18 protein-coding genes and 2 pseudogenes are annotated in these 23,856 nt (G+C 62.3%); 9 read left to right on the top strand and 11 right to left on the bottom strand.

What is annotated here, in order from left to right:
• Nucleotides 1-46 precede the first annotated feature (46 nt).
• The 6 genes and pseudogenes from I5S59_RS01235 to I5S59_RS01210 form a co-directional block, all read right to left on the bottom strand.
• Nucleotides 47-763 carry a GntR family transcriptional regulator gene (locus tag I5S59_RS01235; RefSeq protein WP_128323555.1) on the bottom strand — a complete coding sequence of 239 codons (717 nt, stop codon included), beginning with the start codon at nucleotides 761-763 and terminating at the stop codon, nucleotides 47-49.
• Nucleotides 764-833: 70 nt separating this feature from the next.
• Nucleotides 834-1,865 (bottom strand): GlxA family transcriptional regulator, encoded by a 1,032-nt coding sequence (locus tag I5S59_RS01230; protein ID WP_197875022.1) that lies wholly within the window; start codon nucleotides 1,863-1,865, stop codon nucleotides 834-836.
• A gap of 71 nt (nucleotides 1,866-1,936) precedes the next feature.
• Entirely contained in the window at nucleotides 1,937-2,788 is an 852-nt protein-coding gene (locus tag I5S59_RS01225) for an ABC transporter permease (protein ID WP_197875021.1), read from the bottom strand.
• A complete protein-coding gene (locus I5S59_RS01220; protein ID WP_197875020.1) occupies nucleotides 2,775-3,635 on the bottom strand; it encodes an ABC transporter permease in 861 nt (286 codons plus the stop codon). The genes I5S59_RS01225 and I5S59_RS01220 overlap by 14 nt, the downstream gene beginning before the upstream one ends.
• Nucleotides 3,632-4,749: pseudogene (locus tag I5S59_RS01215) on the bottom strand (quaternary amine ABC transporter ATP-binding protein). Before I5S59_RS01215 ends, I5S59_RS01220 begins: the two are co-directional and overlap by 4 nt.
• Before the next feature lie 75 nt (nucleotides 4,750-4,824).
• Entirely contained in the window at nucleotides 4,825-5,676 is an 852-nt protein-coding gene (locus I5S59_RS01210) for a glycine betaine ABC transporter substrate-binding protein (protein ID WP_128323560.1), read from the bottom strand.
• A gap of 470 nt (nucleotides 5,677-6,146) precedes the next feature.
• Here I5S59_RS01210 and I5S59_RS01205 point away from each other — a divergent pair, with 470 nt between their 5' ends.
• The 5 genes from I5S59_RS01205 (at nucleotide 6,147) to I5S59_RS01185 (ending at nucleotide 12,378) form a co-directional block, all read left to right on the top strand.
• On the top strand, nucleotides 6,147-7,466 hold the full coding sequence (locus I5S59_RS01205) for an NAD(P)/FAD-dependent oxidoreductase (RefSeq protein ID WP_128323561.1): 1,320 nt from the start codon (nucleotides 6,147-6,149) through the stop codon (nucleotides 7,464-7,466).
• A gap of 30 nt (nucleotides 7,467-7,496) precedes the next feature.
• Nucleotides 7,497-8,825 carry an MFS transporter gene (locus I5S59_RS01200; protein ID WP_128323562.1) on the top strand — a complete coding sequence of 443 codons (1,329 nt, stop codon included), beginning with the start codon at nucleotides 7,497-7,499 and terminating at the stop codon, nucleotides 8,823-8,825.
• A gap of 49 nt (nucleotides 8,826-8,874) precedes the next feature.
• Complete coding sequence (locus I5S59_RS01195) at nucleotides 8,875-9,777, top strand: dihydrodipicolinate synthase family protein (protein ID WP_128323563.1); 903 nt, start codon at nucleotides 8,875-8,877, stop codon at nucleotides 9,775-9,777.
• A gap of 1 nt (nucleotide 9,778) precedes the next feature.
• Nucleotides 9,779-11,269 (top strand): aldehyde dehydrogenase, encoded by a 1,491-nt coding sequence (locus I5S59_RS01190; RefSeq protein ID WP_197875019.1) that lies wholly within the window; start codon nucleotides 9,779-9,781, stop codon nucleotides 11,267-11,269.
• Between the two features lie 200 nt (nucleotides 11,270-11,469).
• The gene (locus tag I5S59_RS01185) at nucleotides 11,470-12,378 is read left to right on the top strand and encodes a DMT family transporter (protein WP_197875018.1); all 909 of its coding nucleotides are present in this window, start codon (nucleotides 11,470-11,472) and stop codon (nucleotides 12,376-12,378) included.
• Between the two features lie 87 nt (nucleotides 12,379-12,465).
• Here the strand turns inward: I5S59_RS01185 and I5S59_RS01180 are convergent, their stop codons facing one another.
• Entirely contained in the window at nucleotides 12,466-13,083 is a 618-nt protein-coding gene (locus tag I5S59_RS01180; protein ID WP_128323566.1) for a hypothetical protein, read from the bottom strand.
• Nucleotides 13,084-13,252: 169 nt separating this feature from the next.
• On the opposite strand from I5S59_RS01180, the gene I5S59_RS01175 reads away from it, so the two are divergent.
• From I5S59_RS01175 to I5S59_RS01165, 3 genes and pseudogenes are all read left to right on the top strand, one after another.
• Complete coding sequence (locus I5S59_RS01175) at nucleotides 13,253-13,972, top strand: tellurite resistance TerB family protein (protein ID WP_197875017.1); 720 nt, start codon at nucleotides 13,253-13,255, stop codon at nucleotides 13,970-13,972.
• A 168-nt stretch (nucleotides 13,973-14,140) separates the two neighbouring features.
• Nucleotides 14,141-14,326, top strand: a pseudogene (locus tag I5S59_RS01170) (MFS sugar transporter); the annotation flags it as partial.
• A gap of 67 nt (nucleotides 14,327-14,393) precedes the next feature.
• Entirely contained in the window at nucleotides 14,394-15,332 is a 939-nt protein-coding gene (locus I5S59_RS01165) for a cyclase family protein (RefSeq protein WP_197875016.1), read from the top strand.
• 69 nt (nucleotides 15,333-15,401) lie between these two features.
• Here I5S59_RS01165 and I5S59_RS01160 read toward each other — a convergent pair whose 3' ends face one another.
• Nucleotides 15,402-16,238: an SDR family NAD(P)-dependent oxidoreductase gene (locus I5S59_RS01160; RefSeq protein WP_197875015.1), complete on the bottom strand. Its 837-nt coding sequence runs from the start codon at nucleotides 16,236-16,238 to the stop codon at nucleotides 15,402-15,404.
• 266 nt (nucleotides 16,239-16,504) lie between these two features.
• Between I5S59_RS01160 and I5S59_RS01155 the strand changes: the two genes are divergently transcribed.
• On the top strand, nucleotides 16,505-17,773 hold the full coding sequence (locus I5S59_RS01155; RefSeq protein ID WP_232239531.1) for a serine hydrolase domain-containing protein: 1,269 nt from the start codon (nucleotides 16,505-16,507) through the stop codon (nucleotides 17,771-17,773).
• Nucleotides 17,774-17,818: 45 nt separating this feature from the next.
• Here the strand turns inward: I5S59_RS01155 and I5S59_RS01150 are convergent, their stop codons facing one another.
• The 3 genes from I5S59_RS01150 to I5S59_RS01140 form a co-directional block, all read right to left on the bottom strand.
• A complete protein-coding gene (locus tag I5S59_RS01150; protein WP_197875014.1) occupies nucleotides 17,819-18,907 on the bottom strand; it encodes a formylglycine-generating enzyme family protein in 1,089 nt (362 codons plus the stop codon).
• A 35-nt stretch (nucleotides 18,908-18,942) separates the two neighbouring features.
• The gene (locus I5S59_RS01145; protein WP_197875013.1) at nucleotides 18,943-21,294 is read right to left on the bottom strand and encodes an arylsulfatase; all 2,352 of its coding nucleotides are present in this window, start codon (nucleotides 21,292-21,294) and stop codon (nucleotides 18,943-18,945) included.
• Nucleotides 21,295-21,442: 148 nt separating this feature from the next.
• Nucleotides 21,443-23,854 (bottom strand): TonB-dependent siderophore receptor, encoded by a 2,412-nt coding sequence (locus tag I5S59_RS01140; protein ID WP_197875012.1) that lies wholly within the window; start codon nucleotides 23,852-23,854, stop codon nucleotides 21,443-21,445.
• Nucleotides 23,855-23,856 lie beyond the last annotated feature (2 nt).

The raw sequence follows: 23,856 nt of genomic DNA, 5'->3' as shown, positions 1-23,856 counted from the left end.
ACGCGCCCAGCACCGCGTCGCCGACCATAGCCGTCGGCGATGCCGTTCAGGCGTCGAACTGCACATCCAGGCCTTCGGGCGCTGCGAACATCGCCATGCGCCGACGCGACAGGTCCATGTGCGCGCGGATCAGCCGCTCGGCATCGTCCACGTCGCGGCGTTCGATGGCGTCGATTATCTGGTCATGCTGGTTGGCCGCCGTTTCCAGGTCTGCCTGAAGGTCAGGGTCTACCTGAACCTTGTAGAAGGTTTTGCCCAGCCGCGCATGGTCGATCAGCAGGCGGCACAGGCTGGGCATCAGGTAGGGGTTGTCGGCCATGCGGCCGATTTCCAGGTGAAATTCATCGTTGTACAGCACCCGGCCATCGACATCACCGGCGTCCACCGCCTGGCGGAAACGCTGCTGGATGCGCTTGAGGCCCTCGATCTGCGCCGGGGTGGCGTGCAGTGCGGCAAGCTTGGTGGTTGCCACGTAGATCAGCGGCGCGGCAAGAAAGAAGCTGCGCAGCGTCTGGTGGCTCATCAGCGATACCCGTGGCGCGCGATTGGCCTCCAGGTCGATGTAGCCTTCGGCGGCCATTTGCCGCAGCAATTCACGCACCGGCGGGCGCGACAGGCCGAACTCCTCGCTCAGAGCGACTTCGTCGAGCACCGCGCCGGGGGCGAGCTCCATGCTCAGGATCCGCTTGCGCAATGTCTGGCCCAAGGCCGTCTTGCGATCGACTGCGGGCCCTTCGCCCTCGTTTACCACTACCGCTTTCATGGCTTGCTCCCTGGTTGACCGGCCCCAATACTACAATCTGTAGACTTCAGAGCGGTAGCCCGTTTGTGGTCTACAAGGCTTGCCGGGCCGCTTTCACGCAGCCATGGCGGATTTCCTTCGACGGCGCGTAGCCGTAGAACGAGGTGTAGCATTTGCTGAAGTGGCTCGGCGAGACGAAACCGCAAGCCACCGACACGTCGATCAGTGCCAGGTCCGAGTGCTGGAGCAGACGCCGGCTTTCAGTGATGCGCAGCTCCAGGTAATAGCGCACCGGCGTGGCGCCCAGTTGCAACTGGAACAGGCGCTCCAGCTGGCGCTTGGAGCGGCCGACCAGCTGCGAGAGTTGGTCCAGGCTCAGGGGCTCCTCTATGTTCGCACTCATCAGGCTGATGGCTTCGCGCAACGGCTCGCTGACCTTTTCGTGCAGGGCCGGGCTTTGACGGCGGTAGCGCGATTCCTCGAAATTCAGGATGTCGACGATGGCATCCGACAACCCGCGACCATGGCGTTTCTCGATCCAGCCGAGCACCAGGCTCAGGGCGCCGGACGGGCTGGCGGCGGTGAGCCGGTCGCGGTCCTCGACGAAGCTTTCGCAGACCACCCGGCTTTCCCTGGCGATCTCCGCCACGGCGGCGCGATGTTCGGGATGCACGGCGCACTGGTAGCCGTCGAGCAGGCCGGCCTGGCCGAGGAACCAGGCACCGTTCCACAGGCCGGCCAGGGCGATACCTTGCGCGGCGGCGGCCTTGAGTACCTCGTTGAGTTCGGGCACCGCGCGCAGCACCGTGCGCAGGCCGCCACACACCACCAGCAAGTCCAGCGCCAGGGCCGCCGGGTCGAGGGCCGCGTCGGGGCAGATCACCAGGCCCAGGTCACTGGTGACGGCCTTGCCGCCCAGGCTGAACGTGCGGGTTTGGAAGGAGTCGGCGAGGATCAGGTTGCCGGTGACCAGGGTATCCAGCGCCTGGGTGAAGGCCGGCAGGGAGAAATGCTCCAGCAACAGGAACCCTACCCGGCTGAACACCGCCGGTTGCCCGTTGTCACCGGTGAAACGCAGGTTGCGCCCTTGCAGGGTGTTGCAGAATTGCCTTCTCTGGACCACGGCGTGCCTCGTCGACGCTGTTCTTGCTCGGGACTGACGCCTGCCAACCGAAGCCAGCAGGCTCAACACAGTTACACCTCAGGCTGGCGATGCCTGCGCTGCAATGCTCCACGCGACAGCCGGTCAAGCAGCAACGCCACCGCCACGATCGCCAGCCCCGCGCGCAGCCCCGGCCCCATTTCCATGCGGGTCAGCCCGCGGGTGACCTCCGCACCCAGACCGCCCGCGCCCACCAGCCCGGCCAGCACCACCATCGCCAGCGACAGCAGGATGCACTGGTTCAGGCCCACCAACAGCGTCGGCATGGCCGTGGGCAGTTCAATTTTCAGCAGGATGGTGCCCGGCGAGGCACCACTGGCACTCCCCAGCTCCAGCAGGTCTTTGCGCACCTGGTTGAAGGCCAGAGTGGTAAGCCTGAGCATCGGCGGAATGCCGTAGACGATGGTGGCGATGATTGCCGGCACCTTACCCAGGCTGAACACCATCACCGCCGGGATCAGGTAGACCCAGGGTGGCACCGTCTGCATCACGTTCATCAGCGGCCCCAGGGCCCGCTCCAGGCGCTTGATGCGCGAGGCCAGAATGCCCAGGGGAAAGGCGATGGCCACCGAAATCAGCACCGAGACGGAGACCAGCGCCAGGGTCTGCATCGACGACACCCACAGCCCCGACAGCCAGCAGAAGCCCAGCATGCAGGCCGCCAGCAGCGCGGCGCGCACGCCGATGGCCAAGAACGCGAGTAGCGCCACCAGCGGAATCATCAGGTAGAACGGTAGCCACAGCAGCGCCGCCTCGACACCGCCGAGCATGGCCTCGATGACCTTGCTGATGACGGCGAACAAGGGGTGCCAGTTGGCGTTGAGCCAGTCGACCGCCGGGGCCAGCCAGGCACCGGGCGACAGCTTGAGGTCAGTGAGATTCATGCAGCGCCTCCTTGCCGGCGCGGGTTGCGCTCTGCGCCAGCCGGTCGAGGATCAGGGTAAGGATCACAATGGCAATGGCGCCGTTGATCGAGCGGGCGATGTCCAGGGTACGGATCGCCCCGTAGATCACCTCCCCCAGCCCGCCGGAGCCGACAATGCCGGCAATCACCATCATGCCGAAGGCCATCATCAGGCTCTGGTTGACCCCGGTCATGATGCTCGGCAACGCGAACGGCACACGGATCTTGAAAAACAGCTGCGCCGTGCTCGTGCCGCTGGCCTCGCCCAGCTCGATAAACTGCCGGGGTGTGCGGCTGATTCCCAGGGCCGTCAGGCGCAGCACCGGGGGCACGGCGACGATGAAGGTGGCAACCAGCGCAGTGGCCGTGCCATAGCCCAGCAGCGCGATGGCCGGCAGCAGGTAGATATACGGTGGCAACGTCTGGATCAGGTCCAGCAAGGGTTCAAAGGTGCGGTTCAGTGCCGGCGACAGCCCGGCCGCGACGCCGAGCGGAATGCCGACCGCCAGGGCCAGGGTGGTCGCGGTCAGCACCAGTGCCAGGGTGCTGATGGTCTCCTGCCACAGCCCCATGAAGGCACACAGCAGCAGTGCCAGGGTGGCACCGAGCGCAAAGCCGCGGCTGGCGGTAAGCCGCCAGGCCAGCAGCCCGATGAGCACCGCCAACCCGGGGTACGGCACCACCTTCAGCACCCAGAACACCGCCTCGTACAGGCCCGTGAGCACGGCATTCAGGCCGTCGAAGAAACCGGCGCAATGTTCGGACACCCACTCCAGCGCGCCGTCGACCGTTTCATCGAAGTGCGTGGCAAAGGTCGGCTCGTTCATAGCGATGCCTCCCCTATCGGTGCAGCGTGAACGGCCGGCACCTCCTGGGCCTGCCCCTGCACGCCACGCAACAGGTCGCTCTGGGTGACCACACCGACAATCGCGCCTTTCTGCACCACCGCCAGCGCATCGCTGCCAGAGCCGACCATCAGGTTGATCAGCTCATCCAGGTCGGCCTGGGCCTCAACCCGCGCCAGGCTTTCCGCCTCTGCCCCCGGCCGGGACGCGCGCCAGGCGTGTACCGCCGTCATGATCGAATGGGCACGCACCAGGTGCAGGCGCGAGATGCCGGCAACGAATTCGGCCACGTAGGCGTCCTTCGGGTTGAGCACGATGTCTTCGGCCGTGCCCTCCTGGATGATCACCCCGTCTTTCATGATCGCGATGCGGTCGCCGATGCGGATCGCCTCCTCCAGGTCGTGGGTGATGAACACCGCCGACTTGCCCAGGGACTTGGTCAACTGGCGGAACTCGTCCTGCAACTGGCGGCGAATCAACGGGTCGAGGGCGCTGAAGGGTTCGTCCATCAGGATCACCTCAGGGTCTGAGGTAATCGCCCGGGCCAAACCGACACGCTGCTGCATGCCGCCGGACAGCTCGTCCGGGTAGCGCCCTGCCCACTCGGCCAGGCCGACCTTGGCCAGCGCCTGCTCGGCCACTTTGTGCCGTTCGGCCTTGCCCACGCCCTGCACTTCCAGCCCGAATGCGGCGTTCTCCAGCACCGTGCGATGGGGCAACAGGGCGACGCTCTGGAACACCATGCCGATATGCTTGGCACGCACTTCGCGCAGGGCCTTGGCTTCGAGGCTGGCCAGGTCCAGGCCCTTGACCCGCACGTGCCCGGAAGTGGGGTGATCAGCCGGTTGAGCAGGCGGATAAGGGTGGACTTGCCACTTCCGGAAAGCCCCATGATGCAAAAGATCTCGCCGCGCCGCAGTTCCATGCTGACGTCGGAGACACCGACCACACAGCCAAAGTCCTGCAGGATCTGGCTCTTGGACAGGCCACGTTCCAGGTAGGCACGCATCGCCTCCGGCGCCCTTTTGCCAAACACTTTCCAGACGGACTGGCAGCTCACCAAGACGTCGCCAGGCGTGTCATTTGTCGTTTTCATATCGCACCCGTCGAACCAGAAGTTTCTGGTTGTTTGAATAATCCAAGTTCGGCAGCAGCAACTAACAAAGGCGTATCAGTACTTCTTGATGTTTTCCCAACGCTTGAGCAGCTCGGCGTTCTTGTCGGTCCAGTCCTTCACCGCTTCGTCCATGCTCTTGCCATCCTTCACCGCGCCGTTGATCGAGGTGATGGCGGTCAGCGGCACGTAGACGCTGGCAATGGCTTCGCGGGCCTGGGGGTTCTCGGCGCTGAACCCCTTCCTGGCGATCCAGTAGTAGCCCTGCGGTGGCGCGAAAACGCCTTTGGGGTCCTTGAGGAATTTGATGTCGAACTTCTGCGCCATCCACGACGGCTCCCAGACGGTGACGGCGATCCAGTCCTTGCGGTCCACGGCGGACTTCAGCGCAGCGGTCATGGCCGCCGTGCTGCCTTCGAGCAGGTCAAGCGTGAGGCCATACTGCTTCACCGCCTCGGCCGCCTCGCTCATCAGGCCCGAGCCGGGCTCGATGCCGATGATCTTGCCGTTGAACTTGTCGGCGTTCTCATTGAGCTGTTCGAGGGAGTCGATGGGTACGTAGCTGGGCACGGCGATGGCCTGGTACAGGCCATGGGAAACAGGTGAGATCTTCTCCAGCTTGTTCTTGTTCTTGTTCCAGTAGTCCTGGGCCACGTAGTCGATCTGCGAGGCGAGAATCTGGATGTCGCCCTTGCCCAGGGCGGCGTAGGCGATGCCCCATTCGGAGAAGGAGGTTACCTTCACGGTGTAGCCGGAATCTTCGAGTACCTTTTTGGTGATGCCGCTGATCGGCGTGAGGTCTTCCCAGGACAGCGTGCCCATGTTGATGACCTTCTCTTCGGCCTGCGCCTGAAAGATCGTCATCGCGACCACCGCCAACGCACACAACGCCTTACGCATGATGCTCATATCGCTTCCTCGCTCGCAGATCGAGAGCAAGCCCGCTTTACAGGAGACGGGCTTCGTTATTGTTATTGAGTAAATCCCTTCCCCGACACAAAGCACCGGAATCCCTGGCCACACCCCTGTTGGCAGTGTGGTTTCTCAAGAGGCTGGCACGAGATCCGGTCACCGTCAACGCAATTGTCTTCTAACTGTATACCGATAAAAGTCAATGTGAATTAATTTTATCTAATTGATTTATAACGATTTATTTAGATAACTAGCAGCTTTCAGTCCACAAAAACGTCGTCTTTTGACATACCGAAGTCGCTTATTGACATCGTTGAAAACAGCACGACGCCGCTCGTCGAAATGCCGATAGACATATTGTATATCGAGCAATATATTCAGTAGACGAATTGTAGACACAGCCTTGGAGCGGAGCATATCCACCGGGCCGTGCCCTTCAAACCGGTACTGAAGTCGAGCCGTTAACAATGACAAAAATCACGTCTTTACCTGCCGATGACCGCACCTGCGGTTGGTATCACCTCAGCCCGCCGCGCACGCCCACGCCGCGGCACAGCGGACACAGCGAGGTTCGCTGGTGCATCGTCGGAGCCGGCTTCACCGGCCTTGCCGCTGCCCGCCAGCTGGCACTGCATTTCCCCGATGAGCAGATCCTGCTGGTGGAGGCCCAGGAGGTGGGCTTCGGCACCTCCGGGCGCAACGCCGGCTTTGCCATCGACCTGCCCCACGACATTGGTGCCGAGGACTACATCGGTGATATCGAGATTGCCAAGAAGTCGATGCAGCTCAATCTCACCGGGCAATCGTCGCTCAAGGAACTGGTCAGCCAGTTCGACATCGACTGCCAGTTCAAGCACTGCGGCAAGTACCAGGCGGCCATCGAACCACGCGGCATCGCCGTACTCGACGCCTACCGCCGTGGCCTGGACAAGCTCGGCCAGCCTTGGGAAATGATCGAGGAGCAGGACCTGCCGGGGCATATCGGCACCGCCTTCTACCGCCAGGCGCTGTTCACCCCGGGCACTGCCCTGGTGCAGCCGGCCGCGCTGGTCAAGGGCCTGGCCGACAGCCTGCCGGCGAACGTCCGGCTATGCGAGAACACGCCGATCCTCGACGTGGAGTACGGCGACAAGGTGCGCCTGACACACGCAAGCGGCAGCATCACCGCCAATAAGCTGATCCTGGCCAACAACGCCTTCGGCATGAGCTTCGGCTTCCTCCAAGGCCGCATGCTGCCGATCTTCACCTACGCCAGCCTGACCCGGAAGCTGACCCGCGAGGAGCAGGCGCGCCTGGGCGGCAAACCCTACTGGGGCGTGATTCCGGCCGACCCGTTCGGCACCACGGTGCGGCGCACGCCGGACCAGCGCCTGTTGATCCGCAACAGCTTCAGCTTCAACCCCGACGGGCGCAGCAACGCCAAGTACCTGGAGCGCTTTGCGAGCCGCCACCGGGCCTCTTTCGCCCAGCGCTTCCCGATGCTGCCAGAAGTCACTTTCGACTACACCTGGGGCGGCTCGCTGGCCCTGTCGCGCAACCACACCAGCCAGTTCGGCCAGCTGGCGCGCAACGTCTACGGCGCACTGTGCTGCAACGGCCTGGGCGTAACCCGCGGCACCGCCACCGGCAAGCTGCTGGCCGACTGGCTGGCCGGCGAGCGCAACACGCTGATTGATTTCCTGCTGGATTCCCCCGGCCCCAACAGCAACCCGCCACAGCCATTCCTCTCCATGGGGGTGAACCTGAACCTGGCGTGGGGGCAATACCGGGCCGGCAAGGAAAGCTAAAAACAAGATCCACGAAGAAGCGGAGTTACCATGACAATAAATAATCGCTCCATCGAAGACGTACCGCTCAACAGCTTCCACAAACTTCTGACCGTGCGCTCGGCGGGCGGCTCGTTCGTCGACGGCTATGTGCTGAGCATCATCGGCGTATCGCTCATTTACATGACCAATGCCCTGGGCCTGAGCGGCTTCTGGCAGGGCATGATCGCCGCCTCGGCGCTGATCGGCATCTTCTTCGGCGGCTTCCTCGGCGGCTGGCTCACCGGGCGCCTGGGGCGCAAGCGGGTGTTTTTCATCGGCCCTGCCCTGTTTGTGTTGTCGTCGGTGGCGCAGTACTGGGTGGAATCGGCCGTGGCGCTGTTCCTGCTGCGCTTTCTGATCGGTATCGCAGTGGGCATCGAATACCCGGTGGCGACGTCCCTGCTGGTGGAGTTCCTGCCGAAGAAATACCGCGGCCCGCGCCTGGCGATGCTGACGATCATGTGGTTCGCGGGTGCCGCGTTCGCCTACGTGCTCGGCAATTTCATCCTTAACGTCGGTGGCGAAAATGGCTGGCGCCTGGTGCTGGCCAGCTCCGCGCTGATCGGTGTTGCCCTGTTCATCGTGCGCCTGGGCACGCCCGAGTCGCCACGCTGGTTGTTGAGCAAGGGCCGCAGCGCCGAAGCCGAGCAGATCATCAAGCAGGTGTACGGCGCAGACTTCTCGCTGGCCAACCTGCCTGAACAGCCCAAGGAGCAGAAGGTCTCGGTGTGGAACCTGCTGCATTCCGGCTACGGCAAGCGGATGCTGTTCGTGACCATGTTCTGGAGCTGCTCGGTGATCCCGGTGTTCGCCGTGTACGCCTTCGCACCGAAGGTACTGCAGGCGCTGAACCTCAATGGCGAATGGGCTTCGTTCGGCTCGGTGGCGATCACCCTGTTGTTCGTCATCGGCTGTGTCATTGCCACCCGCCTGATCAACAGCATGGGCCGGCGCAGCATGCTGATCTACAGCTTCCTGTTCTCCGGCCTGGCCCTGCTCGGCCTGGGCGCCTTCCACGACAGTGCACCGCTGCTGATCCTGGTGCTGTTCGGCGCCTACGCGCTGTTCATTGGCGGCGCCCAGGTGCTGCAACTGGTCTACCCGAACGAACTGTTCCCCACCGAAATCCGCGCCCAGGCCGTCGGCGTCGGCACGTCGCTGTCGCGCATCGGTGCGGCCGTGGGCACCTGGCTGGTGCCGATGTCGCTGGAGTCGCTGGGCATTGCCAACACCATGCTGGCTGCCGCCGTCGTGACCTTCGTCGGCCTGGCCTTCGCCTGGGCACTGGCCCCGGAAACCCGTTCGCTGAACCTGCAGCAAGCCGCTTCGCTGGGCTGAAGCTGAATCTGAACCAACCCCAATTGACCGTTGCACTGGAGAATCAACCGTGAAATTCGAAGGCATCTACACCCCGGCAATCACTCCCCTGGCCGCTGACGGCTCCATCGACAAGGCGGCCTTCGCCAACGTCCTGGACTTCCTCGTCGAGTCAAAGATCCATGGCGTCATCATTGGCGGCTCTACCGGCGAGTACTATGCCCACACCGCCCAGGAGCGCATCGAACTGGCCGCCCAGGCCAAGGACGTATTGAACGGCCGCTTGCCGCTGATCATCGGCACCGGTGGCATCCGCACCGAAGACGCGGTGGCGTTCGCCAGCCACGCCCGTGAAATCAAGGCCGATGCGCTGCTCGTGGGCACCCCGCCCTACGCGCTGCCGACCCAGCAAGAGATCGCGATCCACGTGAAGGCTGTGGACCGGGCCGCCGACCTGCCGATCATGCTCTACAACTACCCGGGCCGCATGGGCGTAAGCATGGGCGAAGAATTCTTCGACGCGGTCGCCGACGTGAAGAACATCGTTGCCATCAAGGAAAGCTCCGGTGACATGGCCCAGCTGCACCGCCTGGCTATCCAGCGGCCGAACATCGCCCTGTCCTGCGGCTGGGATGACCAGGCCCTGGAGTTCTTCGCCTGGGGCGCACAAAGCTGGGTATGTGCCGGCTCCAACTTCATCCCGCGCGAGCACGTGGCGCTTTATGAAGCCTGCGTGCTGGAGAAAGACTTCGCCAAGGGCCGCCGGATCATGGCAGCGATGATGCCACTGATGGATTTCCTCGAAGGCGGCAAGTTCGTCCAGTCAATCAAGTACGGCAGCGAGCTGCAGGGCCTGCGCACCGGCGGTGTACGCGCCCCGTTGCAAGGCCTGGATGGCGCAGAGAAAGAAGCACTGAAGGACGTGGTCGCCACCCTCAAGCGCACTATCGCGCAGATCACTGGAGAAGCCTGACATGGCCGAATTGCTCAGCAAGGAACAGTACGCAGCGCTGGCCTCGAAGCTCGAGTTGCGCACCCGGGCATTCATCGACGGCGAGTTTCGCGATGCCATTTCGGGCCGTACCTTCGTCACCACCAACCCCGCCACTGGCGAGCAGCTGGCAGAAGTCGCCGCCTGCGACGTGCAGGATGTCGACCTGGCCGTGGCCGCTGCCAAGCAAGCCTTTGAGGGCGGCCGCTGGGCCAGGTTGTCGCCGGGTGAGCGCAAGCACATCCTGCTGGACTTCGCCCGCCTGCTGGAAGTAAACGCCCATGAGCTGGCCGTGCTGGAAAGCCTGGACAGCGGCAAGCCGGTCAGCGAATGCCAGAACGTCGACGTGCCGGAGACCATCCACACCATTCGCTGGCACGCCGAATTGATCGACAAGATCTACGACAGTACCGCGCCGCCCGGTGCGGCGGCGGTGACCATGGTGGTACGCGAAGCCATCGGCGTGGTCGGCCTGGTACTGCCGTGGAACTTCCCGCTGCTGATGCTCGCCTGGAAAATCGCACCGTCGCTGGCCGCCGGCGGCTCGATCGTGGTCAAGCCGGCCAAGGAAACCACCCTCAGCGCCTTGCGCGTGGTGGAGCTGGCGCACCAGGCCGGCATTCCGCCGGGGGTGTTCAATATCGTGCCCGGGGGCGGTCGCGAAGCCGGTGAAGCCATTGGCCGGCACATGGACATCGCCATGGTCAGCTTCACCGGCTCAACTGACACCGGGCGGCTGTTCCTCAAATACGCTGCCGAATCCAACCTCAAGCGCGTGGTACTGGAACTGGGTGGCAAAAACCCGGCCGTGGTGATGAACGATTGCGAAGACCTGGACGAAGTCGCCCAGTTCGTCACCGCTGGCGCGTTCTGGAACATGGGCGAGAACTGCTCGGCGTCCTCGCGCCTGATCGTCCACAAGGACGTTAAGGACGAGCTGCTGGTACTGATCGAAAAGCACCTGAAGGACTGGAAGCTGGGCGACCCACTCGACCCGCAGAACCGTCTGGGTGCCATGGTCAGCAAGGCGCATTTCGACAAGGTACGCGCCTACCTGGAGTATGCCGCCGAGCAGAAGCTCAGCGTCGTCCAGGGTGGCGAGACCGAATCGGGCGTATTCGTGCAGCCGACCATCATCGACGGTGTGACCCGCGACAGCCGCCTGTTCGTCGAGGAGATCTTCGGACCGGTACTGAGCGTGACCAGTTTCTCGACGATTGACGAGGCCATCGAACTGGCCAACGACACCATTTACGGCCTGGCGGCGTCCGCTTATACCGGTAGCCTGCGCAACGCCCTGCGCCTGTCGCGGGAGATCCGCGCGGGAGTGGTGACGGTGAACTGCTTCGGCGAGGGCGATGCCTCGACGCCGTTCGGTGGCTATAAAGAGTCCGGGTTCGGTGGGCGCGACAAGTCCATCTGGGCCCATGACCAGTACACGGAGCTGAAGACCATCTGGATCAACGCTGCGTAGGCTGCATGAACAGGTGCTGTTCTGACGGCGTTCGGCACCGAAACCGGCCCCCGCTCCACGCAAGCGGGGGCCAACCTGTTTTACGGCGAATAAGCAGCAAGGCTCGATGAGCACAACAACGCTGCGGCGCTTTCGGCGGCCGAATCCTCGGCAGCCACACCTATCCAAACACTGATTTCTACGGATATCCGGAAACTGCCATGTTCGCCACACAAACCGGGACGGCGTCTACGCTCGTCCATCGCAATGCCTTGATCAATGCCCATATCGCTGCGGTGCTGTTCGGCCTCACCGGGATCCTCGGTGTGCTGATCCATGCCGACGCCACAGTGATCACCTTCGGCCGTGCGGCCTTCGCCTTTATCGCCCTGGGCCTCGTCGCCCAGTTGCAGGGACGTTCACTCTTCACCGGCTTGCGCTTGCGCGAGTTCGGGCTGATGGGCCTGACCGGGACGCTGCTGGCGTCGCACTGGGTGACCTTCTTCATTGCCATCAAAGTGGGCGGCATCGCCGTCGCCACCCTGGGTTTCGCCAGCTTTCCGGCGTTCATCGCGGTCATCGACTTGCTGGTGTTCCGCGCGCGGATCAAGGCTGGCGAAGGCCTGTTGCTGATGCTGGTGACTCTAGGTCTGGTGCTGGTGGTGCCATCGTTCGACCTGCTCGACCAGGGCACGGTCGGTCTGCTCTGGGGCTTGGCCTCGGGCCTGTCGTTCGCCCTGCTCGCCATCGCCAACCGCCGTGCAGCGCGGGGCATGGATGCGATTCGGGTAGCCTTCTGGCAGAACCTGATCGTGGCTGTGCTGGTGGCACCGTTTGCCGTGTCGCACTTCGCGGTGCAGGGGCTGACGGTGAACGACTGGGTTTACCTGGGCGTGCTCGGGGTGGTGTGCACCGGGCTGTCACAGTACCTGTTCGTCAAGAGCCTGGAAGGCCTGGAGGCCCGTAGTGCTGGGATGATCATCGCGCTGGAGCCGGTGTATGCGATCGCCTGCGCCTGGTGGCTGTTCGGTGAGCAGCCGTCGTTGCGAATGGTGCTGGGGGCGGTACTGATCATCGTGGCGACGATTGTGTCGGCATGGAGCAGTTCGGGGCAAGCCTGCGGGCATTGAGGTGAAGCTGATCGAGGGCGATCCCCCAAAAGAAGTAAATGCCGGACATTGCCAAGGCGTTGCAAGCCATAGCGGCTTGCATGCTGTCTACCGTGCTTTTTTCGTCGGCTCCGACATCGGCGTCGAGGACTCACCCGCGATTCGCCTGACCAGCGCCGCATGACCGCTGGCGTCGTCGCTACGGGAGATGACCTGGATGACGGCCATGCGATCGCCGGAGCCTGCGATAAAGGTGCTGTTCAAGGTTTTGCCGCCACCCAGGGTTGCTGTGCTGTCGACCTGTCGCACACCCAGGCCATTGCGGCTAAGGCGCAATTCGCCGGTTTGGCGAAAGTCCGGTAGCCCGGCGCTCTGGCGGTCGACGAAGCCAGTGACGGCGCCGTCGAGGAAGGCATCGTCGTTGTCACCCGGGCGCGACGCTTCGGGGAGCGGTTTCTCGATCACCATGACCACGCGCTTTTCCTGCGCATTGGCATACAGGGTGCCCACAGCGTCGGCGCCTTCGCTGCTCTGTTCATCGGCGCTCAACGGGCTGGCCTCGAAGCCTGCCGGCAGCTTGAAGCTGAACTTGCCGCCGAGCACTGCGACCTGAACTTCAGGTTTCGGCTTAGTGGCGGGTTTGCTGGCGGCATGCAGATTCGACAGCCCCAACAGGCCGACAACGGCCAGGGTCAGCGTCAGGGTTCTTTTGTTGAAAATCGACATACAGCCTCTCAGTGGGCATCGGACAGGGGGCACAGGGTGGATATGCTCACACAAACCTGACCTGCGCAGTAAGCCCCGGGTTTCCCGTCGGCCAGACGGTCATGGCAGATCGCCTTGAGGGGGCTATCGTTGCTTGTCTGGGCAACGACTACCGACCGAGGGAGGCGCCATGAACACCAGTGATCTACTCGAACAATTACTTCGGGCCGGGCAAGGCTCGCAAGCGCAACAAGGGAGCAGCGGCATGTCATCGCAAGACGGCCTGGGCGGTTTGCTCGGCGGGCTGCTGGGCGGCGGCGGTGCAGCGGGTGGCAGTGGTGGCCTGGGTGGTTTACTGGGCGGCCTGTTGGGTGGCGGTGGTGGTGGCGCCAGCGCTGGCGGCTATACCCAGGGGCGCTCCGGGGGTGGCACCAACTACGCCGCCCTGGCGTCGTTGGGCATGATGGCGTTCCAGGCCTATCAAAGCTGGCAGCGCAGCCAGGCGGCAGCCCCGCAACAGGCAGTACGTACAGTCGATCAATTGTCCGGCCCCGAGGCCGAGGATCACAGCCACGCCATCTTGCGCGCGCTGATTGCGGCAGCCAAGGCTGACGGGCGCATCGACAAGCAGGAAGAACAGTTGATCTACGCTGAAATCAAACGTCAAACCGACGACCCGCAGCTGCAGCAATGGCTGGATGAGGAGGTCAGCAAGCCCCTCGATGCGGCCGAGGTGGCGCAGTCGGCCCAGGACCCGGCCATGGCCGCGGAAATGTACCTGGCCAGCGTGATGCTGGTGGATGACCAGCAGGACGCCGAGCGGGCTTACCTTGACGAACTGGCCGGCGCACTGCAAATCGACCCGACATTGCAACTGCACCTGGAACAGCAGGCCAAGGGCACTGCCTGACCAGGCCAAGATGCCTGCGCGCTTCATCACCTGAAGCCCGCGCAGGCAGGGCCCCCGCAAATTGCCATTCTTGACCTCAACGCAAATAAGTTTGGCTATTTCAAGGCTTAATCTGCATGTGTAAGCCCCGCACACTGCGAACCATTGCTTACCCCACTGGATCGCATCATGCCCCTTGCACCCCTCGCCCTTACCTTGGCGGCCTTCGCCATCGGTACTACTGAATTCGTTGTCGTCGGCCTCATCCCGACCATCGCTGCAGACCTGAGTGTTTCACTACCTTCCGCGGGCTTACTGGTCAGTCTTTATGCACTTGGCGTAGCCCGCCTGTTGACTGGCCGGCTGGATCGGCGCGCACCCACGGCCCAGCCCGTTCAAGCCTGAGCACGTTATTTGTTCGTTGTAATACTGGAGATACATGATGAAATCCTTTTCAACGCTCGCCCTGGCGGCCCTGCTACCGCTTACCATGCAGGCTGCCAGCGCAGCTGACTGGTACCCGTCTGCCTATGGTCCGAACGATGAGATCGGCGCTGCCAATCTGTTGACCCCGGATGTGGTGAAACAGGCGGTCGCTCTGGTCAAGACGGGCAAGACATACCCCTTGGCTGTGCCCGTGGACAAGAGTCTTCCAGCATACCGCCATCGCAGTTTCCGCTTGTACAACGTGCAGGTCGGGCAGCAGGCCGGCAAGTCGCTGGGGCCGAACAAGTTCACCTTCAACGATGAACTGGTGAATGCCTGGACCGGTGTTGGCACCCAACTCAACGGGATTGGCCATATCGGCATCGACAACGTGTATTACAACGGCAACAAGGCGGCCGACTTTGTGACGGTCGATGGCGTCACCAAGCTCGGCGTAGAGAAAGTGCCGCCGATGGTGACCCGTGGCGTTGTGCTGGACATGACCGCCTACTACAACCAGGCCATCGTGCCCGGTGGCACCGAGTTCAGCGTGGCCGACATCCAGGCGGTGTTGAAAAAGCAAGGCATCACCCTGCGCAAGGGCGATGTGGTGCTGTTCAACACCGGCTGGCTGGAATTGATCGGTAAGGACAATAAGCAGTTTCTGGACGTGGAACCCGGTATCGGCATGGAAGCAGCGCAGTGGCTGGCCGATCAGGGCATCGTCGCCTTCGGCGGTGACACCTGGGCTTCCGAGGTTTATCCGAGCCCGCAAGGCAAGGACGAATTCCCGGTCAACCAGTACATGCTGGCCAAGCGCGGTATCTACAACCTCGAGCTGATCGACAGCCGTGCATTGGTGCACGACAAGGTTTGGGAGTTCCTGTTCGTGCTCGGCCAGCCGCTGTATGTTGGCTCCACTCAAGTAAACATCAATCCGGTTGCCATTCACTGATCGCGCTACCAGCGGGATCCCTGCCCGCTGCGAGCGCTCTCGCAACGGGCCTGGCTCACCTTGAAAGGCTCACTGACGTCGAGGCGTTGGCAGATGCCCGCCGTCAACGTAGATGTTCTGCCCGGTGATCCACTCACCTTGATCACTGCACAGGAACGTGACCAGGTGCGCGATATCGTCGCCCGTACCTGCGCGCCCCAGCGAGATGTAGGCCGCCACCATGTCATCCCATACCTTACCCCGCGGTACGTCGTCCAGGCGGCTCGTCTCGACGATCCCGGGGGCAACGACGTTGACCCGGATTTTCTTTGGCCCCAGTTCCCGCGCCATGATGGTCGTCAGCCCGTTGATGGCGACTTTCGTGGTGGCGTAGGCGCTGGTATCGGGGGCCAGCAGTTGCGCCGCCAGCGACGAAATATTGATGATTGCGCCCCCCTCCCCCTGTTCCCCCATGCGCCTGGCAAACGCCCGGGACATGTAAAACGTACCGTTCAGGTTGGTGTTCATCACCCGTTGCCAGGTTTCGATCGACATCTGCGTTGCCGGCACGCGATCACCGCCGCGCGTTGCGCCTGCGTTGTTCACCAGAAAGTCCACTCGACCGAATTCGGCTACCACCCGCTCCAGTAACGCCTCCACCGCCTCCGGGCTGCTGACATCGGACACCACCGGCAAGGCGCGCCGACCGAGCCGGCGAACTTCGTCGGCCACCGACTCGATATCCCGCCAGTTCACCGCGCGTTCATCCTCCGGATACTGCTCCGCAGGCCGCCCCGTGCCGGTCAACACGATGTCACACCCCGCCTTGGCCAATGCCAGCGCAATCGGTCGGCCGATGCTGCGCATTCGGCCTGCACCGGTAACGACCGCGACCTTGCCCTCAAAACCGGTCAATATGTACGACATATCACTTCCTCTCCATTGAACAGGAATCGTGCTCGCCCGTCCGGCGAGTCGCCGCAGCAAGAAGATTCTTTATCCCGCAAGAGAACATCGTCCGACAGGACTAAAACACGCTTCATTTTCATCCACGGTCCTAATCCAAACGGCCGTGTTTTGAGCATGTGACCACGGGTTACCATGGTGAAGATCAATCAAAAGGGAGTTGAGCTATGAAGCCTGGTCGGATGCAACGCGTTGTACCTGTTCCCCTGGTTTTTGCAGTGCTGGCAATGCTGATGCCGAGCGCCGCATTCAGTAGCTCACCGCCCCTCGATGCACTGGAAAGCGACCCGGCAACAATGGGCTGGATGGTCGGTTCGCCACCACCACCGGAGCGCATGATTCGTTTCGAGGACGGCAGCTATTTTCAGTTTCCGCAGATGCGCTGGAGTGTCGCGCACTTCAGGGAGTTGATGCCGACAACCAACGTCTCGCGTGGCCTTGGCGCACCCGGCACGCTTGTGCGTGCGCTGCAGCCGGGTATCGATGAGGTGAGCTTTGTTCCAACGGGCAGTGAGCGCCCGATGACCTGGCGCGACTCGCTGCTGGTGAACTACACCGATGGTATCGTCGTGCTGCACAAAGGCCGCGTGGTGTATGAACGCTTTTTCGGCGCGCTGAAACCGGATGGCCAGCATGCAGCGATGTCGGTGACCAAGACGTTTGTCGGCACGCTGGCGGCGATGATGGTGGCCGAAGGCACGCTCGACCCTGAACGCAAGGTAGTGGAGTACGTACCCGAGCTAGGCAAGTCGGCGTTTGGCAGTGCGACGGTACGCCAGCTGATGGACATGACCACAGGCATACGCTTCAGCGAGAACTATGCCGACCCGAAGGCTGACGTCTGGGCACATGCCGCCGCCGGCAACCCGCTGCCAAAGCCGAAAGACTACACCGGGCCGCGTTCATACCATGAGTACCTGCAAACTGTGCAGCCAGAAGGGGCTCACGGCGAGGCGTTTCATTACCGCACGGTCAATACCGACGCACTGGGTTGGGTGTTGGCGAGGGTGAGTGGTAAAAACGTTGCACAACTGCTTTCCGAGCGTATCTGGAGCAAACTCGGGGCGGAGCAGGACGCTTATATGACAGTCGACTCCACCGGTACGCCGTTTGCTGGCGGCGGCCTTAATGCCGGGCTGCGTGACCTGGCCCGGTTTGGAGAAATGATCCGCAACGATGGGCGCTATAACGGCCAGCAGATCCTGCCAAAAGCGGCCATCGATGACATTCGTCGCGGTGCCAGCAAAGAGGACTTCGCCAAGGCGGGCTACCCGCAGCTGGCGGGCTGGAGCTACCACGCCATGTGGTGGCACACCCATAACGAGCATGGTGCCTTCATGGCCCGGGGTGTCTTTGGCCAGTCGCTGTATGTTGACCCCAAAGCCGAAGTGGTGATCGCGCGATTCGCCAGCCACCCGACCGCCGCCAACGCGGCGAATGATGCGACGACCCTGCCCGCCTACGACGCTGTCGCCCGGTACTTGATGAGCCGGTAACGCCAGGTTGCCAACACCCGGCGATGTTCAAGCCTGAAAGTGGGTTCAGTTCGACGCTTCCCACTGTGCATTGCTCATCGCCAGGCGGAACCCGAGATGGGACATCGGATTGGCAGGGTCGGAGCCTTGCCTGGCGCTGGTGCGAAAGCTGGTGCAATAGCTGTCGCTGCACAGGAATGAACCACCCCGGATGACCCGCTGGGGAGCATTGACGGCGGCTGATGCGGCGTCATAACTGCTGGCAGGCCCAATCGGGTTGATCGTTACCCCTCCGTCCGAACGCCCGGCAACGGCCTTGAAGGCATCACTGCGGTACCAGTCGGCGACCCACTGCCAGACGTTCCCGGACATGTCGTAGAGACCGTAGGCGTTGGGCCGGTAACTGGCGACAGGCTTGGTGCCAATCTTGAACAGCGTGCTGGCGCTGGTCACCGGAAAGGGTTGCTCCTCAATCCAGGTATTGGTCATTCGCTCGCCCCCGGGCGCAAACTCGTTGCCCCAGGCGTAAGTGGCCTGCTCGAGCCCACCGCGGGCGGCGTATTCCCATTCGGCCTCGGTGAGCAGCCGCTTGTTCGCCCAGTGGGCGTAGGCCTGCACATCGGCATAGGACACCTGCACGACCGGGTGCAGTTCTTTGCCTTCGATCGAGCTTTGCGGGCCGGTGGGGTGTCGCCAGCTGGCACCCGGCACAAACGCCCACCACTGGCTGAAGTCATCCAGCGGCACGGGGCGGTCGCTACCGACGAAAACCATCGCCCCGGGGACCAGCAGGCTGTCGTCCGGCCTTGGCGTGCCGGGGGGCAATTGCACCTTCAGGTCTTCCCATTCAGGCTTGCGCTCCGCCGTGGTGACATAGCCTGTCTGTTCGACGAACCGTGCAAAGTCGGCGTTGGTGACGTCGTAGCGGTCTACCCAGTAGCCGTCGACCCGCACCTTGTGCGCCGGGCGCTCATTGGGCAGCGCCTTGTCATGGTTGCTGCCCATGAGAAACTCGCCGGCGGGAATCCAGACCATGTTCAGGGGGCCGGATTGCCCGTCCCCCACGGTCAACGGCGCCGGCCCCCGCCAGTGTTGGTACCCGGCGTAGGAAAGGCCAGCCCCTACCGGCAACAGCAGTACCAGCCAGAGTCCCACGCGTCGCGTCCTTACTCCCATGCACTCCTCCTGGGTCACTTCAGGTCGATCACGACCTTGGCGATATCACCTTCGAACCTGAAGGGCGGTTTGTACGTGTTGACCACGGGTTGGCCACTGTCCTCGCCAATTCCGAAGGTGTCGATGCCAAAACGTCCTGCCACGGTTTTCTCGACCCGGCCTTCGGCGACCTTCTTGCCATCGATGAGTATCGTGGCGGTGCCGCCCTTGCCCGCGCCATCGCCGTCGTAGGCGAAGTCCAGCTCCACGGTACTCTTGCCTTTGGGGACGGCCTGAGTGGAGGCCACGCTGTAGCGGTTTTCTTCGAACCAGTTGTAGTGGAACACGGGCTTGCCCTTGTCGAGGTACAGCGACATGCCCGCCGATACGCCCCCTATCGCCATGATGACGCCGCTGTCCGCATCACTGTGGGTATCGATCTGCGCGGTGACTTTCCACGAGCGGTTTTTCATGTTGGGCGCGGCGGACTCGGCCAGGCGGGTCGCGCCAGCGTAGTACGTGAACTGCGTCGCACCGGGGGTTGAGCCGGGGACCCCGGGCTTGGGCACCCGAAGACGCGCCGCACCGCGGTCATCCAGCGGGTAGACACTGTAGCGGGTGGCCTGCTCGTCGAACTTGGCCTTCATTTCCTTGACCTTGTCCGGCATCTGCGCGGCCAGGTCGTTGGCTTCGCTGAAGTCCTTGTCCAGGTTGTACAGCTCCCACTTGTCTTCGTCCCATTTGCCGGGCGCCAGGTCCTGCCGCCAGGGCAGCGTGTGCTGGGCATTGGCCTTCCAGCCATCGGCGAAGATGGACCGGTTGGACAGCACTTCGAAGTATTGCTCGGTGCGTGGCGACGGCGCTTTGGCATCACTGAACACATTCAGGAAGGACGCCCCCGCCAGCGGCTTCTGCTGGACACCGTTGACGCTCACCGGCATCGGCAGGTGGGCAGCATCGAGGAGCGTCGGCACAACATCGACCAGATGAACGAACTGGTCCCGGGGCTTGGGATCGGGTTTGATCCTGGCGGGCCACGACACCACCATCGGGTTGCGGGTACCGCCCAGGTGAGAGGCAACCTGCTTGACCCACTGGAACGGTGTATTTCCCGCCCAGGCCCAACCTACCGGATAGTGAGCCTCGGTGGTGGGCCCGCCGATCTCGTCGTAGTACTTGAGGGTCTGTTCAATGGTGGTCTTCTCGCCATTGAGCGACTTGATCTCGTTGATAGTGCCGTCGGGCCCGCCCTCGGCCGAGGCGCCGTTGTCACCGACCACGTACATGATGAGGGTGTTCTCGGCACCGGGCACGGTCTTGACGGCGTCGAGCAGGCGGCCGATCTCGTGATCGGCGAACGCGAAGTACCCGGCGTAGTTTTCCATCAGGCGCGTGTAGAGCTTTTTCTGGTCGGCAGAGAGGCTGTCCCAGGCCGGTACCCAGTCAGGCCTTGGTGTCAGCTTGGTGTCCGGCGGAACGATGCCCATCTCCAGCTGGCGCTTGAAAACCATCTCCCTGTATTTCTCCCAGCCCATGTCGAACTGGCCCTTGAACTTGTCACGCCACTCCTTGGCCACCTGATGCGGTGCATGCATGGCACCTGGGGCGAAGTACATGAAGTAGGGCTTTTCCGGGGCCACACTCTTGGTGTAGCGCAGCCTGGAAATGGCCCTGTCGGTCATGTCCGTCATCAGGTGATAGCCCTGCTCGGGTTGCGTGGCCGGTTCCACGGCCGTGGTGTTTTCGAACAAGACGGGGTAGTACTGATTGGTTTCCCCGGCATTGAAACCATAGAAGTATTCAAAGCCCAGGCCGGTCGGCCAGCGGTCAAAAGGGCCCGCGGCCGAGGACTCCCAGTCCGGCGTGTTGTGGTTCTTGCCGAACCAGGAGGTGCTATAGCCGTTATCTTTGAGAATCTCGCCGATGGTGGCGGTGTCACGCTGGATAAGGGTGCTGTAGTTCGGCAGGCCGGTGGCCCACTCCATCAGGAAGCCGTTGCCGGCGTCGTGATGGTTGCGCCCCGTCAGCAGGGCCGCCCGCGAAGGCCCACAGATGCCCGTGGTATGGAAGCGGTTGAAGCGCAGGCCTTCAGAGGCGAGCTTGTCCAGGTTAGGCGTGGGGATCAGCCCGCCGAAGGTGCTGCTTTGCCCGAAACCCACGTCATCGAGCAGGATGATCAGCACATTGGGGGCGTCCTTGGGAGCCGTGGGTACCTGCTGCCAGGCTTCCTGGGACTGGGTGTAGTCCTTGCCGATTTTGCCCGCGAACGGCGAAAGCGGAATGGGTAGAACGGTTCGATCGGGCCACGTAGCAGCGGTATCGGCAGCCACGGCGAGATGTGGTAGCGCGCCAAGCGAGATCAGAATGAGCCAAGAACGGGATTTCATCCGTGTTGCTCCTGCATTTAGGCGTACAAACTACGTTCGCGTTCATGTTGATAGCCCGAAAGAATAGTTCTTGTTTGTAAGATGGGACGTCTTCATTTTCAACCAGGCCGCTAATTCAAACGGCCGTGCTTTGCGCCTGCACCATGGCTTACCAGCTGTAACTCACCTTGGCGGTAATCTCGCGTCCCGGGTTGTAATAGTTCGCCGTGCCGGAACCGACCACGTGTTGCTCATCCAGCAGGTTGCTGACGTTTACCGCCAGGTCAGTGCCTTTGGCGATCTGGTAGTTGAAGGCGGCGTCGAACAACGTCGTGCCATCGGTTTTGCCGGTGTTGGCGGCGTCCAGGTAGTAGGCGCCGACATAGCGTGCACCCAGGCCAACACTCACGTCGGTGCCGGGCACATCGTAGTAACTCCACAGCGAAGCGGAATGCTTCGGTGCCGTGGTGAACTCATTGCCCTTGAGGGAGCTGCCGTCGTACAACGAACCACGCAGTACTTCGGACTCCATGTAGGAGTAGCCACCAATCAGGCTGAGGTTCTGCGTGACTTGCGCTTTGGCCTCCAGGTCGAGACCGCGTACCCGTGACTCGCCCACCGTCTGCTGTTCAATGATGCCGCTCGGTAGCACCACGGCGATGGTGACGTTTTCCTGGGTCAGGTCATAAACAGCTGCAGAGAACAGAGCGTCAATCTCCATCGGCGAGTACTTCACGCCCACTTCGTACTGCCGGCCCGTCTGCGGTGTAACGCCGACCTGGGGTGGCGAGACGGATTCCACCATGCTCACATAGGTAGAAACCTCATCGTTGACGATGTAGGTCAACGCACCGCGGTAGGAGGTTTCGGAAAAGTTGTCGTTATCATCAAACTGCACCGGGCTGGAGTACAGGTTGTAGCCCTTGCTGGACAATTCCATGGAGTCGTTGCGCATACCGGCGGTGACGATAAAGCGCTCGTAGAACGACAGGTTCTGCTGGAGGAATACAGCCTTGTTCGTCGCATCGTTCTTTTTCCCGGTATACGGCGTGAGCGCACTTGAAACGCCGGTGAACACCGGATTGGCAATGTCGATGGGTGACGCGAGGTCGTACACCGAACGTTCTTTGGTCGACGAATCGAGATACTCCACGCCTACCAAGGTACTGCTGTCGATATGCTCGAAGCGGGCATCGTATTGCAGCATCAGGTTGCCGTTGAACTGGTTGGCGTCACTGTCGGTGCCCAACAGATAGCGCGGAATCGTGGTGCCGACGCGCGAGGCGTTATCGCTCAGGTAAACGTAGCCATAGTCATCGCTCAACTCGCTGTAGCGCAGGTTGCTGCGCAGCACGAAACCGTTGTCGAAATCGTGGGTGATGTTGCCGCTGAGGCTGGTACGCTCGACATCGTGAAAGTTGTAGCTGGGCTCACCATAAAAGTCGCTGCGGTCGTATTCCTTGTCCAGCGGATAGCCACCGCTGTTAGGCGAGCTTTCGGTTTTGAGGTAGTCCAGCACCATTGTCGCCGACGTGTAATCGGTCGGCGCCCAGGTCAGCCCCCCCATAAACAACTGGTTGTCGTCCTGCGAATGGTCATACTCACGGTCGCTGTTCTGCCCTTTGGCAGTAAAGCGGCCGGCCACGGTTTTTTCGTCGTTCAGCGCATCGCCGACATCAATGCCTGTCTCGATATGGTTGAAGGAACCGTAGGTCACGTAGCCTTGGCCAAACTGCTCGAAGCGCGGCTGTTTGGTCACGAAGTTCACCGAACCACCCGGGTCCGCCGGGCCGAACAGTGTGGAGTTGGCACCCCGTAGAATCTCGATGCGCTCATAGGCGAACGGGTCTTCGCGGACGCCGCGCATCGAACTCAGGGTCAAGCCGTCGCGGTAGGTGGTGGCCTGGAAGCCGCGGATCTGGAAATAGTCGTTGCGATCGTCCGTACCATAAAAGTCGCTGACCACACCCGGGGTGTATTGCAGCGCCTCTTCCGTGGTACTGACACTGCGTTGTTCCATTTCCTTGCGGGTAACAACCGACACGGATGCCGGTGTGTTGAGAATGCTGGTCGCCACTTTGCCGCCAACCCAGAGTTCTTTGGCGACTACCGAGTTGGTGTCGTCGTCGGCATTGACCTTGACCTTGGCATTGATGATAAGCGGCGCCAGGCGGTAGTCCTCGACGTCGGTGGCGTCCAGTTCAAGCGGGCCGGCGGGTTTTTGTTGCGGTATTAGCAGGTACGCATTCGGGCCTTGCTGCTCGCTTTGCAACTCGCTGCCCTGCAACAACGCTGACAGTGCTGCCGAGGTTTCGAACGTGCCATTGACACCCTGCGTCGTGCGGTTGGCTACGCTCGATGCATCGAAGGAAAGACTGATGCCGGCTTCGCGCGCAAAACGGTCGAGCGCCGGCGCCAGTGGTCCGGCAGTGATGTTCCATTGCCGGAGCTGGTTACTCTGGTCAGCGCTCGCAGATTGCGCCAGCGACGGCAGTGCGTAGCTGCTGACGATCAACCCCAAGAGCGCACCGCGTAAGGCACGATTCAAAGGATGGCGCTGTGAAACCGGGGACGAACTCATTT

Origin of the sequence: Pseudomonas alkylphenolica (assembly GCF_016009175.1) — a bacterium.
Lineage (GTDB): Bacteria > Pseudomonadota > Gammaproteobacteria > Pseudomonadales > Pseudomonadaceae > Aquipseudomonas > Aquipseudomonas alkylphenolica_B.
The sequence above is the reverse complement of the archived record's forward strand: the minus strand, read 5'-3'. Positions and strand labels throughout refer to the sequence as shown.